The organism is Streptomyces sp. SP18BB07, assembly GCF_036322545.1.
GTDB lineage: Bacteria > Actinomycetota > Actinomycetes > Streptomycetales > Streptomycetaceae > Streptomyces > Streptomyces deccanensis.
In genome coordinates, this window is record NZ_JAQYWT010000360.1 from 194,824 (window position 1) to 211,474 (window position 16,651).

The 16,651-nt window shown below is 74.1% G+C and carries 1 protein-coding gene; it reads left to right on the top strand.

The window, feature by feature from the left end:
- Positions 1-2: 2 nt before the first annotated feature.
- Positions 3-16,562 carry a non-ribosomal peptide synthetase gene (locus PUR53_RS39220; protein ID WP_329911531.1) on the top strand — a complete coding sequence of 5,520 codons (16,560 nt, stop codon included), beginning with the start codon at positions 3-5 and terminating at the stop codon, positions 16,560-16,562.
- Positions 16,563-16,651: the final 89 nt, after the last annotated feature.

Sequence of the window (16,651 nt, forward strand, 5' to 3'; positions counted from 1 at the left end):
CGATGACCACTGCCCTGCCCCTGACGGCGGCCCAGCACGGCGTGTGGGTCGCCCAGCGCCTCGCCCCCGACAGCCCCCTGTACACCTGCGGCATCTACTACGACGTCCCCGGACCGGTGGACCGCGCCCTGCTGGCCCGCGCCGTGGAGCGGACCGTGGCCGAGACCGAGGCGCTGCGGGTCCGCTTCCTCGAGGACGGGGAGACGGTCCACCAGAGCGTCGACCCGTCCGTCCAGGGGGAGTTGGAGTACGTAGACCTCGACGGCGCGGCCGACCCGGCCGCCGCCGCCCGCGCCTGGATCGACGCCGACCAGGCCCGGCCGGTGCCCCTCACCGCCGACCGGCTCTTCCGGCACACCCTGCTGCGGCTCGGCCCCGACCGGCACTGGCTCCACTTCCGCTACCACCACATCCTCCTCGACGGCTACGGACAGGTCCTGCACTGCCGCCGTCTGCTGGAGGTCTACACGGCACTGGCGGCGGGCGAACAGCCGCCCCCGAGCGGCTTCGGCACCCTGCGTGAGGTCCTGGACGAGGAGCACGCCTACCTCGGCTCCACCCGCAGGGAGCGCGACGGCGCCTACTGGCGACGGGAGTTCGCCGACCTGCCGGACGCCACCGAGCTCGGCTCCGCGACAGCCGGCCCGGCGGTCACCGGCCCCGGCTCCCACGAGACCGACCCGGCACTCGCCTCCGGTGCCACCGGACTCGCGCCCAGCCTGCCCTCCGCGACCGGCCGCCTCCCCGAGGCCACCGCCGCGCGGGTGCGCGCGCTCGCCGGGTCCCGCTGGTCCCTGCCGGTGATCGCCGCCATGGCCGCCCACACCCACCGCGTCACCGGGGCCCACGACGTGGTCGTCCGCGTGTTCATGGCCGCCCGCCTCAGCCCGCGGGCGCTGGCCACACCCGCCATGCTCGTCAACGACGTCCCGCTGCGGATCCCCGTCGACGGCTCCACCACCTTCACCGAACTCCTGGACCGCGTCGCCGCCCGCCTCGCCGAGGCCGGCCGCCACCAGCGCTACCCGCACGACGAACTCCGCCGCGACCTCGCCGTCACGGCCCACCCGGGCACCCTGAACGGCCCGTCGGTCAACGTCCTCTCCTTCGCTTCCGCCCGCCTGCCCTTCGGCCCCACCGAGGCGACGGCGCACCAGCTCGCCTCCGGCCCGGTGCGCGACCTCGCCCTGCACGCGTTCGGCGATCCCGAGGCCGGCGACGGCATCGAGCTGACCGTCAACGCCCACCCCGGGCGCTTCACCCCCGCCACGGCCGCCGCCCACCGCGACCGCTACACCCGCCTCCTCACCGCCGCCACCGACCGCCCCGACCTGCCCATCGGCGCCCTAGACCTGCTCGATGACACGGAGCGGGAGCGCTTCCACGCCCGCAACGCCACCGCCCGCGCCACCGACCCGCGCTCCCTGGTGGAACTCTTCGAGGCCCAGGACCCGGCAGCCGAGGCCGTCGCCTTCGAGGGCGAGCGGCTCACGTACGGCGAACTCAACGCCCGGGTCAACCGCCTCGCCCACGCCCTGCGCGACAAGGGCGTGGGGCCGGAGTCGCGGGTCGCGGTGAAGCTGCCGCGCTCGCTCGACCTGATCGTCGCGCTGTGGGCGGTGCTGAAGACCGGCGCCGCGTATGTGCCCGTCGACACCGGCTACCCGGACGACCGGATCGCGTACCTGATCGCCGACTCCCGCGCCGCGCTCGTGCTCGACGAGGAAGCCGTGCGCTCCCTCGGCGAGGGCGGGCCCGACAGCAACCCCGGCGTCGTCCCGCGGGGGGACGGCGCCGCGTACGTCATCCACACCTCGGGCACCACCGGCCGCCCCAAGGGCACCATCGTCACCCACGCCGGCATCGCCAACATGCTCGCCTGGATGCAGGACGAGTACCGGCTCACCCCGGCGGACCGGGTCGTGCACAAGACGCCCGTCGGGTTCGACGTGTCGGTGTGGGAGGTGTTCTGGACCCTCACCCGGGGCGCGACCCTCGTCGTCGCCCGCCCCGACGGCCACCGCGACCCGGCCTATCTGGCCCGGCTGGTCCGCGACGAGCGCGTCACCGTCATCCACTTCGTCCCGGCCATGCTCGGCCCCTTCCTCGACGAGTACGACGAGTACGACGAGTACAACGAGAACGCCGCGAATGCCGAGAACGAGGCAGGGCCGACCCCCTCGCTGCGCATGGTCAGCTGCGGCGGCGAGGCGCTGCCCGCCCAGCTCGCCGACCGCTTCCACCGCGAGTGCGGCGCCCGGCTGCACAACTCCTACGGCCCCACCGAGTTCTCGGTGACCGCGACCTCCCACGCCTGCGCGCCCGGCGAGCCCGTCACCATCGGCACGCCCACCCACAACTCCCGTGCCTACGTGCTCGATCCGGCGCTACGGCCGGTTCCGGACGGCATCACGGGTGAGCTGTACCTCGCGGGCGTCCAGCTCGCGCGCGGCTATCTCGACCGGCCCGGCGCCACCGCCGAACGGTTCGTCGCCGACCCCTACGCTCCGGAGGCCGGCGGCCGCATGTACCGCACCGGCGACCTGGTGCGCCGCCGCGCCGACGGCAGCCTGGAGTTCGCCGGGCGAGCCGACGACCAGGTCAAGATCAACGGACAGCGGGTGGAGCCCGCCGAGGTCGAGGCCGTCCTGGCGTCGGTGCCCGGCGTGACGCAGGCGGTGGTCCTCGTCCATGACACCGCCGCGGGCGCCCGGCAGCTCGTCGGCTATGTCACCGGCGCCCCGGAGACCGACCCCCGGACCCACCTCGCCCGGCGGCTGCCCGCCCCCATGGTGCCGGTGACTGTGTTCACGCTGCCGTCGATTCCGGTGACCCCCAACGGCAAGGTCGACCGCCGTGCCCTGCCCGCCCCGGCCCGCCCGGTGAGCGGACGCGCCCCCGCGACCGCCACCGAGCGCACCCTGCACACCCTCGCCGCCGCCCTGCTGCACCGTCCCGAACTCGGCGTGGACGACGACCTGTTCGCCCTCGGCGCGGACAGCATCCATGCCATCCAGCTCGTCAGTCGGGCCCGCCGCCAGGGCCTCCACCTCACCCCCCAGGACGTGTTCGACCACCCGACCGTCGCCCGGCTCGCCACCGTCGCCGTACCGGCACCCACGGCCGCCTCGGTCCCACCGGCCGAGGACGACCCGGTCGGCGAACTCCCCGAGACCCCGATGGCCCGCCGCCTCGCCGAACGCGGCGGCCCCACGGCCGGCTTCGCCCAGTCCCTCCTGCTGACCACGGAACCCGGACTGTCGTACGACCGGCTGGCCGCCGCCCTGCAGCAGGTGCTCGACCGCCACGACGCCCTGCGGATGCGCGGCCGGCACATCCGGCCCGTGGGCGCCGTACGGGCCGAGGACTGCCTGAGCCGCGCCCACGACGAGGACGTGGCCGGGCAGAAGGAGGCCGCGCGCCGCGCCCTGTCGCCCGACGACGGGGTGATGGTCCGGGCGGTGTGGTTCGCGTCCGGCCGCCTGCTGCTCGTCCTGCACCACCTGGTCGTCGACGGCGTGTCCTGGCGCATCCTGCTGACCGACCTCACCGAGGCGCTCAACGGCGGGGAGCTGTCCCCGCCCGGCACCTCGCTGCGCCGCTGGGCCGGACAACTCCAGGCCCCCGTCGGCGAACTCCCGCTGTGGACCGACCTGTTGTCCACCCCGGAACCCGTGCTCGGCAGCCGGCCCCTCGACCCCGCCCAGGACGTCCACGGCACCGCCCGCTCGATCAGCGTCACCGTCCCGGCCGACCTCACCACCACCCTGCTGGCCACCCTGCCCGCCGCCTACCGGGCCACCCCGGACGACATCCTGCTCGCCGCACTCTCGGCGGCCGTACAGCGCCACCGGGGCGAGGGCCCGGTCCTGGTCGACCTGGAGGGCCACGGCCGCGACCACCTCCCGGACGGAACGGACCTGTCCACCACCGTCGGCTGGTTCACCCGCATCCACCCCGTGCGCCTGGGCCCCGGCACCGCGACCGACGCCCACCTGATCAAGCGCACCAAGGAGGAACTGCGCGCGATCCCGCACGGCGGCCGCGGCCACGACCTGCTGCGCGACCGGCTCACCGAACTGCCGGCACCGCAGATCTCCTTCAACTACCTGGGCCGCCTCGACGCCCAGGACCTCGGCGGCTGGCGTCTCGCCGACGACGAGGGCGCCGTCGAGCTGCTGGCCGACGACGACCTCGCGCTCACCCACGCCCTCCAGATCGACGCCTACGTCCGCGACGGCGTGCTGACCGCCGAGTGGACCTGGCCCGCGGGCGTCCTCACCGAGACCGACGTACGCGCCCTCGCCGAGGCGTGGACGCGGGCCCTCGCCGAACTCGCCCCGCACACCCGCGGCGGACTGACCGTCTCCGATGTGCCCCTCGTCCGCATCACCCAGGAGGAACTGGACCGGTTCCGCGGCGCCGCCGACGTCCTGCCGCTCGCCCCGCTCCAGGAGGGCCTGCTCTTCCTCGCCCTGTACGAGCCCGACGACCCCTATGTCGGCCAGCTCGTCCTGGAGACCGACACCGCCTTCGACACCGAGCGGATGCGGGCCGCCGCCACCGCCCTGCTGCACCGCCACCCCAACCTGAGGTCCGCCTTCCGCAGCCGCTCGACCGGCGCCCCCGTGCAGGTCGTCCCCAGCGACGTGAAGGTCCCCTGGGAGGAGCGCGACGAGGAGGACCTGGAAGCGTTCCTCGCCCGTGACCGCGCCCGCGGCTTCAGCGTCGTCCGGCCGCCCCTGCTCAGGTTCACCGCGCTCGGCGACCGCCGCCTGGTCCTGACCCACCACCACCTGCTGCTCGACGGCTGGTCCCTGCCGCTGCTCGTCCGCGAACTGTTCACCCTGTACGGCGGCACCGAACTGCCCCCGGCCGCCCCCTACCGCGACCACCTGGCCTGGCTCGACCGGCAGGACCGCGAGGCCTCCGCCGAGGTGTGGCGGGAGCGGCTCACCGGTCTGACGGCGCCCACCCTGCTGGCCCGTCCCGACCGCGACTCGGACGGACACGACGTCCACGAACTGGTCCTGTCCGAGGCGCTCACCGACGCCCTGACGTCGACGGCCCGCGCGCACCGCCTCACCCTCAACACCGTCGTCCAGGGCCTGTGGGGGCTGCTGCTGAGCGACTTCACCGGCCGGGACGACGTGGTGTTCGGCGCGACGGTCTCCGGGCGCCCGCCCGAGCTGCCCGGCGCGGAGTCGATGCTCGGGCTGTTCGTCAACACCCTGCCGGTCCGGGTGCGGATCGACCGGGACGAGACGCTCGCCGCGCTGCTGGCCCGGCTCCAGCACGAACAGCGCTCCCTCCACGCCCACCAGCACGTCTCGCTGGCGGAGCTGACCCGCGCCGCCGGCCTCGACGCGCTGTTCGACACCGTCGTCGCCTTCGAGAACTACCCGATGGACGACGGCATCGAGGCCGGCGGCCTGCGCCTCGCCCACGCCGACCTCGTCGAGCGCACCCACTACCCGGTCACGCTCTCCGTCTTCCCCGGCGACCGGCTGCGGCTGCGCTTCTCCTACCTCGCCGGCGCCTTCGACGCGACGGCCGTCACCCGCCTCGCCGACCTCCTGACCGGCCTGCTCGACGGAGCGGCGGCCGGACTCGACCGCCGGACAACCGAGTTGATCGAGGTGAGCGACGAGGACCGGCTGCTCGTCATGGGCACCGCGCACACGGAGACCGGCCCCGCCCCCGTGGCCCCGGCCGGCGGCGGCGAACCCCGCACACCCGAGGAGACGTCGCTGTGCGCCATCGTCGCCGAGGTCCTCGGCGTCGAACGGGTCGGCGTGGACGACGAGTTCTTCGCGCTCGGCGGCACCTCGATCCTGATGATCCGGCTGGTCCACCGAGTCCGCGACGAGTTCGGTGTCGACCTGTCGCTGCGCGACCTCTTCGCCGCCCCCACCGTCGCCGGTGTCGCCGACCGGCTGACCCGGCTGGCCCCGCAGGCCAAGCGCATCACCGCCGAGGAGCGGCCCGGCCGCATCCCGCTGTCCTTCGCCCAGGAACGCATGTGGTTCCTGCAACGCCTCCAGGGCGCCTCCGGCACGTACAACATCCCCCTCGCCATCCGGCTCACCGGCACCCTCGACACCGACGCCCTCGCCGGCGCGCTGGCCGACCTCGTCGCCCGCCACGAGGCGCTGCGCACCGTCTACCCCGAGGACGCCGACGGCCCCCACCAGGTCGTCCTGCCGCCCGAGACGCCCTACACCACGGAGTTCGTCCGGGACGCCGCCCCCGACCTGGCCGCCGACGCGGCCCGCCCCTTCGACCTGACGTGCGACGTGCCCCTGCGCACCACGCTGTACGAGACCGGACCCGACACCCACGTCCTGCTGTTCGTCGTGCACCACATCGCGGCGGACGGCGCCTCGCTGCGCCCGCTCGCCGAGGACATCACCACCGGCTACCGCACCCGGACCGGCGCCGACACGCCGGGCTTCCCCGAACTCACGGTCCAGTACCCGGACTTCGCGATCTGGCAGCGCGAGACGCTCGCCGCGGACCTGCCCCGCCAGATCGAGTACTGGAAGCAGCACCTGGACGGGCTGCCGCCCGAGGTCTCCTTCCCCGGCGACCGCCCCCGCCCGGCGGTGGCCACCCACCGCGGCGACCACGTCGAGTTCCCCGTCGCCCCGGAGCTGTACCGGCGGATGCTGGACCTGGCCGGCCGCACCCGCACCACCCCGTTCATGGTCCTCCAGGCGGCCGTGTCGCTGCTGCTGACCCGACTCGGCGCCGGCGAGGACATCCCGCTCGGCGGTGTGATCGCCGACCGGCCCGACTCGGTCCTCGACGACGTGGTCGGCGTGTTCATCAACACCCTCGTCTACCGCATGGACACCTCCGGCGACCCCAGCTTCGAGGAGCTGCTCGTCCGCGTCCGCGAGACGGGTCTGGCCGCCTACGCCCACCAGGGCGTCCCCTTCGAACGGCTGGTGGAGGAGCTGAACCCGGAGCGCTCCCGCTCCCGGCACGCCTTCTTCCAGGTGATGCTCGCCTGGCTGGACCTCACCGAGGCCCGCTTCGACCTGCCCGGCGTCACCGCCGACCCCGGCCCGGTCACCAGCGGCACCGCCAAGTTCGACGTCCACTTCGACTGCCACGTCCACGAGGACGGGGGACTGCTCTGCCGCCTGGAGTACGCCACCGACCTGTACGACCGCCGCACCGCCGAGAGCTTCGCGACCCGCTTCGTCCGCGTCCTGGAGCACGTCACCACCGACCCCGGCCTGCGCCTCTCCGAGGTGGACGTCCTCGGTGCCGAGGACCGCGCCCTGGTGCTCGCCGGCTGGAACGACACGACCATCCGCTTCGACGGCGAGGGCTCGGCCGTCGACCTGCTGGAGGCGCACGCGCGGCGCACCCCGGACGCCGAGGCGGTCCGCTTCGAGGGCGAGAGCGTCACCTACGGCGATTTCGACGCCCGGGTGAACCGGCTCGCCCATGCCCTGCGCGCGCGGGGCGTCGGACCCGAGTCACGGGTCGCCGTGATGCTGCCGCGCTCGGTCGACCTGATCGTGGCCCTGTGGGCGGTGCTCAAGGCGGGCGCCGCGTACGTCCCGATCGACACCGGCTACCCGGCCGACCGGATCGCGTACATCCTCGCCGACTCCGGCGCCCGGCTGCTGGTCTCCGACCGCGACGTGGACGGCTTCGAGCGGATCGCCCCCGACGCCGAAGGACCCGAGGAGAGCCCGGGGGTCACGGCCTCGGGCGACAACGCGGCGTACGTCATCTACACCTCAGGCTCCACCGGCCGCCCCAAGGGCACCGTCAACACGTACGCGGGCATGGCGAACCGGCTGTGGTGGATGCAGCGCGACCACCGACTCACGCCGGGCGAGCGGGTGTTGCAGTCCACCCCGGTCAGCTTCGACGTGTCGGTGTGGGAGGTCTTCTGGACCCTCATGTACGGCGGCACCCTCGTCGTGGCCCGGCCCGACGGCCACCGCGACCCGCTCTACCTGGAGCGGCTGATGCGGGAGGACTCCGTCGCGGTCGTCCACCTCAGCGCGTCCATGCTCGGCGCCTACCTGGCCGAGACCCGGCTGCCGGACTCCGTCCGCCTGATCGTCTCCGGCGACGAGGCCCTGCCCGCCGAACTGGTCCGCCGCTTCCACGAGTTCACGGCGAACGAGGACGCCGTGCTCCTGAACGCCTACGGCCCGACCGAGGCCGCCGTCGACGTCACCGCCTGGCCCGCGCCGGCGGACGTCGAGACCGTGCTGATCGGCGGGCCCGTCGCCAACACCCGCGCCTACGTCCTCGACGCGACGCTGGCGCCGGTCGCCCCCGGCGCGCCCGGCGAGCTGTACGTCGAGGGCGTCCAGCTGGCCCGCGGCTATCTCGACCGGCCCGCGCTGACCGCCGAACGGTTCGTGGCGAGCCCGTACGGGCCACCCGGGGCGCGCATGTACCGCACGGGCGACGTGGCCCGCTGGACGGCCGACGGCGAGCTGGAGTACCTCGGGCGCGCCGACAACCAGGTCAAGCTGCGCGGCTTCCGCGTCGAACTCGGCGAGATCGAGGACGCCCTGGCCGACCACCCGGCCGTCGCCCGCGCGGCCGCGGCCGTGCACGGCCAGTGGCTCGTCGGATACGTGGTCCCCGCCGGGCCGGTGCCCGTCGACGCCGACGACCTCCGTGACCGGCTCGCCGCCCGACTGCCCGAGTACATGGTCCCGGCCCAGATCGTCCCCCTGGACGGGCTGCCGCTCACCCCGAACGGCAAGCTCGACCGCAAGGCCCTGCCGGTCCCCGACCTCGGACACACCACCGGGCGCGGCCCGCGCACCCCGCAGGAGGAGATCCTGTGCGGCCTGTTCGCCGAGGTCCTCCGCGTGCCCGAGGTCTCGATCGACGACGACTTCTTCGCGCTCGGCGGCCACTCCCTGCTGGTGACCCGGCTGGCGAGCCGCATCCGCGCCGCCCTCGACACCGACCTCGAACTGTCGGTGCTGTTCGAGGCCACGACCGTGGCGAGGCTCGCCTCCCGCCTCGCCCCCGGGGGACCGCGCCGCTCCGCGATCGCGCCCCGGCCGCGCGAGGGACGCCTGCCACTGTCGTACGCCCAGGAACGGCTGTGGTTCCTGCACCGCTTCGAGGGCCCCTCCCCGACGTACAACCTGCCCGTGGCGCTACGGCTCTCCGGCGACCTCGACGTGGCCGCGCTGACAGCGGCCCTGGACGACCTGGCACAGCGGCACGAGGCCCTGCGCACGGTCTTCGCCGAGGACGAGCACGGCCCCCACCAGGTGGTCCTGCCGTCCGTGCCGCCGCTGACCGTCGTCCGCGCCGACGAGGACACGCTGGACGAGCGGCTCGCCGACGCCGTCCGCACCCCCTTCGACCTCACCGCCCAACCACCGCTGCGCGCCACCCTGTTCGATCTCGGCGCGGGCGAAAACGTGCTGCTCCTCGTCCTGCACCACATCGCCGGCGACGGCGCCTCCATGGCCCCGCTCGCCCGCGACCTCACCACCGCGTACGCGGCCCGCAGCCGGGGCGAGACCCCCGACCGGGCCGAACTGCCTCTTCAGTACGCCGACTTCGCGGTGTGGCAGCGACAGTCGCTGGGGGAGCCCGACGACCCGGACAGCACCCTCTCCCACCAGCTCGACCACTGGCGGACGACGCTCGCCGGGCTGCCCGAGCAGCTGGAGCTGCCCTTCGACCGGCCCCGGCCCGCCGTCCCCACCCACCGCGGCGACACGGTGCCCTTCACGGTCGAGCCCGCCGTCCACGAGGCCCTGGTCCGGCTCGCCCGCGCGCACCACACGACCGTCTTCATGGTCGTGCACGCCGCCCTGGCTACCCTGCTGCACCGGCTCGGCGCGGGCGACGACATCGTGATCGGCTCACCGGTCGCGAACCGCACCGACGACGCCCTGACGCCCCTGATCGGCTACTTCGCCAACAACCTCGTCCTGCGCACCGACCTCACCGGCGACCCCGACTTCACCGAGGTACTGCGCCGGGTGCGGGCCGCCGACCTGGCCGCCTACGCCCACCAGGACGTGCCGTTCGAGAGGGTCGTGGAAGCCCTCAACCCGGCCCGCTCCACCGCCCGCCACCCGCTGTTCCAGACCGGCCTCAACTTCAGCGGCGCCGACCAGCAGGCCGCCCTCGACCTCGCCGTCGACCTGCCCGGCCTCATAGCACGCGTACGGCCCGTCGCGTCCCCCACCGCCAAGTTCGACCTGTCGTTCTTCCTCACCGAGCGGCCCGAGGGCGGGGTGAACGGGCTCCTGGAGTTCGCCACCGACCTCTTCGACCGCGACTCCGCCGCCCGCATCGCCGAGCGATTCACCCGACTGCTCGCCGCCCTCACCGCCGAACCCCAGCGCCCGGTGAGGGAGTTCGACCTCGTCGACGCCGACGAGCGTCGACTGCTGCTCACCGAGTGGAACAACACCGGCCACGAGGTGCCCACACAGACCCTGACGGACCTGATCGAGGCCCAGGTGGCCCGCACCCCCGACGCGCCGGCCGTCGTGTTCGGTACCACCGAGCTGACGTACGCCGAACTCGACTCCCGCGCCAACCGGTTGGCCCGCCACCTGGTCGACCTGGGAGCGGGCCCGGAGCGCCACGTCGCCGTGCTGATGCCGGTCTCCGAGGACGTCCCCGTCACCCTGCTGGCCGTCCTGAAGGCCGGCGCCGGCTATCTCCCGCTGGACCCCGCGCACCCGGACGACCGCCTCACCTTCATGCTGGAGGACATCGCACCGGCCGCCGTGGTCACCACCGCCGAACTCGCCGCACGTGTCGGCGCGTTGACGGAGGCGCCCGTCGTGACGACGGACGACCCGGAGATCCCGCGACGGCCCGGCGGACCCCTCACCGATGTGGTCCGCCGACCCGACCACACCGCCTTCGTCATCTTCACCTCGGGCTCCACCGGGCGGCCCAAGGCGGTCGTCGTCGAACACCGCTCCCTGGTCGCCTACCTGGCCTGGGCCACCCACGAGTACGAGAGCCTGCGCCACCGCGTCCTGGTGCACTCGCCGGTCTCCTTCGACCTCACCGCGACCGGCATGTTCGGCCCACTGATCTCCGGCGGCACCGTCGAACTGGTCCGCTGGACCGCGAGCGGCCCCGACCCGGACGCCCACGTCACCCGCCCCGACTTCGTCAAGGCCACCCCCACCCATCTGCATCTGCTGAGCGCGGTCCCCGACGCGTACTCCCCGGGCGGCCAACTCGTCCTCGGCGGCGAGTCCCTCCTCGGCGACGTCCTCGACGCCTGGCGCTCCCGGCATCCCGGCGTGACCGTCCTCAACGAGTACGGCCCCACCGAGACCACCGTCGGCTGCAGCCTGTTCCGCATCGAACCCGGCGACCCCGTGCCGCCCGGCGTCGTCACCATCGGCACGCCCGCCTGGAACACCCGGATGTACGTGCTCGACGCGCTGCTGCGCCCGGCACCCGTCGGCACCGCCGGCGAACTCTACGTCTCGGGCGACCTCGTCACCCGCGGCTACCACGGCCGCCCCGGTCTGACCGCCGGACGCTTCGTCGCCGACCCCTTCGGCCCGCCCGGAACCCGCATGTACCGCACCGGAGACCTGGCCCGCTGGACGGCCGCCGGACGGCTGGAGTTCGTCAGCCGCGTCGACGACCAGGTGAAGATCCGCGGCTTCCGCATCGAACTCGGCGAGGTGGAGGCCGTCCTCACCGCCCAGCCGGGCATCGACGCCGCCGCCGTGGTCGTCCGCGAGGACACCCCCGGCGACAAGCGCCTCGTCGCCTACGTCGTACCGGGCCAGGGGCACCCGGCGGACCCGACCGCCCTGCGCGCCGCCGCGGCCCGGGCCCTGCCCGACTACATGGTCCCCTCCGCGTTCGTCCCGCTGGACGCGCTGCCGCTGACCGCCAACGGCAAGATCGCCCGCAAGGCACTGCCCGCGCCGGACCGCACCGCCGAGGGCACGGGCAGGACACCCGCCGAAGGCCTTCAGCGCCGGGTGGCGGACCTCTTCGCCACCGTCCTCGGAGTCCCCGAGGTCTTCGCCGACGACGACTTCTTCCGGCTCGGCGGCCACTCCCTGCTCGTCGCCCGGCTGGTCAACCGGATCCGCGCCGACCTCGGAGCGGAGCTGTCCATCCGGGAGGTCTTCGAGCACGCCACGGTCGCCGGACTCGCGGACCTGCTGTCGGACCGGCCGACGCGGACACCCCGGCCTCCGCTCGTCCGGCGCGAACGCCCCGACCGGGTGCCGCTGTCGGCGGCGCAGCGGCGGATGTGGTTCCTCGACCGGCTCGACGGCCCGTCGCAGACGTACACCATCCCCGTCGTCCTGCGGATGACCGGCACCCTCGACCGGGACGCCCTGCGGGACGCCTTCGGCGACCTGGTGGAGCGCCATGAGGTGCTGCGCACGGTGATCGCCGAGGGGCCGGACGGCCCGCACCAGGTCGTCGTCGACACCAAGCCGCGCTTCGCGGTCCGGTCCTGCGACCCGGCCGATTTCGCCGCGGGGCTGGCGGAGGCGGCCCGGACGCCGTTCTCCCTCGACCACCAACTCCCGGTCCGCGCCGTGCTGTTCACCGACGGTGGACGCGAACACGCCCTGCTGTTGCTCCTGCACCACATCGCGGGCGACGGCTCGTCCATGCGGCCCCTCGCCGAGGACCTCTCCACGGCCTACGCCGCCCGCCTCGCCGGCCACGCCCCCGACTGGGCCCCGCTGCCCGTCCAGTACGCCGACTACGCCCTGTGGGAGCGCGAACTGCCCGCGGACCGGGTCGACTTCTGGACGCGGGAACTGGCCGGGATCCCCGACCAGATCGAGCTGCCGACCGACCGGCCCCGACCCGCGGTCGCCTCCCGGCGCGGTGGCACGGTGCCGTTCACGGTCCCGGCCGGGCTGCGCGGCCGGGTCGACTCGCTCGGCCGCGACCGGGGCGCCAGCGCCTTCATGGTGCTGCACGCCACGCTCGTCACCCTGCTGACCCGGCTCGGCGCCGGCGAGGACATCGTGATCGGCACACCCGTGGAGGGCCGTCCCGACACCGCGCTGGAAGGCCTCGTCGGGCTCTTCGCCAACACCCTGGTCCTGCGCGCCGACACCTCCGGCAATCCCACCTTCGAGGAACTCCTCGACCGGGTGCGCGCGGCGGACGTGGCGGCGTACGACCACACCGACGTGCCCTTCGAGCACCTGGTCGAGGTCCTCAACCCGGCGCGCTCCCGCTCCCGGCACCCCCTGTTCCAGGTCATGCTGACGGTCAACCAGGAGCCCGTCGCACCCGAACTCCCCGGCCTCGCGGTGACCGTCGGGGACGTGCCCGGCGACCACGCCAAGTTCGACCTGTCGCTGACGCTCGTCGAGACCGGCGACGGCGGCTGGTCCGGATCGGTCGAGTACGCCTCGGACCTGTTCGACCGGGCCACCGCCGAGAGCGTCGCCGCCCGCCTTCCGCGCCTGCTCCAGGAGGTGACCGCAGACCCGGCACGCCCCCTGCACGCCCTGCCCCTGCTCACCCCCGCCGAACGCGACGACACGCTCGTCCGCCGCAACGACACGGCCCGCCCGCTGCCCGGGGCGCCACTGCCGGAGATGTTCGAGGCCCAGGTGGCCCGCACCCCGCACGCCGTGGCCGTCGTCGCGGACGGTACGGAGCTGACGTACGAGGAGGTGAACCGCCGCGCCAACCGGCTCGCCCGGCACCTGATCGCGCGCGGCGCCGGACCCGAGACCGTCGTCGCCGTCGTGCTGCCGCGCCGCCCCGAGGTGGTCGTCGCCCTGCTCGCGGTCCTGAAGACCGGCGCGGCCTATCTGCCCATCGACGCGGCCAACCCGCGGGCACGGATCGACGCGCTGGTCGCCGACGCGGCCGCGCGGATCGTCCTCGACGAGGAGACCTTCCCCGTCGGCCTGGACGATCTCCCCGACGACGACCTGGGCCTGCCCGTCCACCCCCACCAGGCCGCCTACCTGATCTACACCTCCGGATCGACCGGCCGCCCCAAGGGAGTCGTCGTCGAACACGGCTCGCTCGCGGCCTATCTGAGCGAGGCGGCCACGATGTACCCGGCCGCGTCCGGCGAGTCCCTGGTCCACACGTCCCTCGCCTTCGACATGCCGGTGACCACCCTGTTCACCCCGCTGGTCACGGGCGGCCGGGTGCGGTTCGCGGACCTGGACCACGACACCGAGACCCCCGACCTGCTCAAGGTCACCCCGAGCCATCTGCGGCTGCTGGAGCCCCTGCCCGACCGCGTCAGCGACGCCCGGAACCTGGTCATCGGCGGCGAGGCCCTCGACGGCACCGCCCTCCAGGCGTGGCGCGCCAGGCACCCCGGGGCCGTGGTGGTCAACGAGTACGGGCCCACGGAGGCGACCGTCGGCTGCGTGGTCCACCGCCTCGAACCCGACGACGACCTCGGCGCGGGCCCGGTACCCATCGGCCGCCCCATCGGCAACGCACGCGTGTACGTGCTCGACGACCACCTCCAGCCCGTCCCCGACGGGGTGTGGGGCGAGCTGTACCTCGCCGGCACCGGACTCGCCCGTGGTTACGCCGGACGGCCCGGCCAGAGCGCCGAACGCTTCGTCGCCGACCCGTACGGCCCGCCCGGCACCCGCATGTACCGGGTGGGCGACCGGGCCCGCTGGAACCGCGCCGGGGTCCTGGAGTACGCCGGCCGCGTCGACGACCAGGTCAAGATCCGGGGCTACCGCATAGAGCCGGGCGAGATCGAGTCCGCCCTGACGGCACTGGACGGCATAGCCCAGGCCGCGGTGATAGCCCGCGAGGACCGCCCGGGCGACAAACGCCTGGTCGCCTACGTCGTGCCACTCAAAGCCCCCGGGCAAGCAGCGCCCCGTAAGGGGCGCGGGGCAGCATCGAATAGCGGCTTCGCCGCGGGGCGCGACCAGCCCCCACTCACCCGCGGCGAAAAACCAACCCATTCAGCGCCCCACACCCCCCTCGACCCCGACGCCCTACGAACCAAGCTCGCCACGACCCTCCCCTCCCACCTCATCCCCTCCACCATCATCGAGATCGCCGAAATCCCACTGAACCCCAACGGCAAGCTCGACCGCAGGCGGCTGCCCGCCCCGCCGGACGTCGCCGCCGGCACCGGCCGGGCACCCCGCACCCCACTAGAGGCCCAGCTGTGCACCCTGTTCGCCGAGGCACTGCACGTGCCCGAGGTCTCCGCCGACGACGACTTCTTCGCGCTGGGCGGCCACTCCCTGCTCGCCACCCGGCTGGCAGGCCGCATCGGTGAGGCTCTGGGAATCCGCTTCAGCCTGTCGGCGCTCCTCGAAGCACCCACCCCGGCGGGACTGGCCCGCCACCTCACGGAGGACGGACCGCGAGCCGCGTCGTGGGTGCCGGACTCGGAGGCCGAGCTGAGCCCCGCCCTGCGCTTCACGTCCGGCGCATCCCCTGCCGGTCCGCCCGACGCGCGGCAGGCCGCCCCGGACGCCGACAGCCCTCGGGAGATCCTGCTGACCGGGGCCACTGGGTTCGTCGGAGCCTTCCTGCTGGCGGAGCTGCTGGACCGGACGTCGGCGCGCGTGCACTGCCTCGTCCGGGCCCGGACCGACGCCGAGGCCGGCGAGCGGCTGACCGGAACCCTGCTGCGCTACGGCATCGACCTCGGGCCCGCGTCGGACGAAGCGCGGCTGAACATCGTCCGGGGCGACCTGGCGGCAGGAGACCTCGGCCTCGGCGCCTCGCACTGGGCGGACCTGCGCGAGCGCGTCGACACGATCGTGCACGCAGGCGCACACGTCCATCACCTCTCGCCGTACGGCCTGCTGAAGCCGGCCAACGTGGAGGGCACCCGAACCCTGCTGCGCCTGGCCGCCGAGGGCCGCCCGAAGGCGTTCCACCACCTCTCCACCCTCGGCGTGTTCGGGCCCGGCCGAGCCCCCCGGCTGGTGAGCGAGGATTCCCCGATCGACGGTGAGAAGCACCTGTTCGGCGACGGCTACGCGGCGAGCAAATGGGTCGCGGACAGGCTGGTGGAGCGTGCCTTCGAGCGGGGGGCCACCGGCGGCATCCACCGGCTCGGCCGGATCTGGGCGCACACCTCGACCGGTGCCGTCAGCACGGACGACATGTTCTCCCGGCTGCTCACCAGCAGCGCCGCGCTCGGCTGCCATCCGGCCGGACCGGAAGGTGAGGAAGCACTGCTCCCCGTCGACGTCCTGGCCCGCGCCGTGGTGGGGCTGATCCTCACCGGCACCGGAACCGCCCGCGTGCACCACCTCCACCACCCGCACCGGGTCGGAATCGATGCCTTCATGAGCGGCTACGACCGGATGCGCGGGACGGTGACCGAAGCGGTCCCGCTCACCGTATGGCTGCGGCGCCTGCGGCGCGCGAGCGAACGGGGCGAGGACCTGCCGATCCTGCCCTACCAGGCCTATCTCGAAGAGCACGCGAGGAACACGCCGGACCCACAGCGGCCGACCCTGGCGTTCGAGAACGACCGGACGCTCCAGCGGCTGCGCGACCTGGCGGTCGCGATCCCGGACATCGACGAGGACGCGATCTCCCGCTACTGGGCCTTCGTCGAACGCTGACGCGAGCCGCGCGGACCGCCTCCGGCGGACCGCGCCCTCGGCCCCACTCCCCATACCCACACCCGCACCCGGGAGGCGAAGAGCCTCCC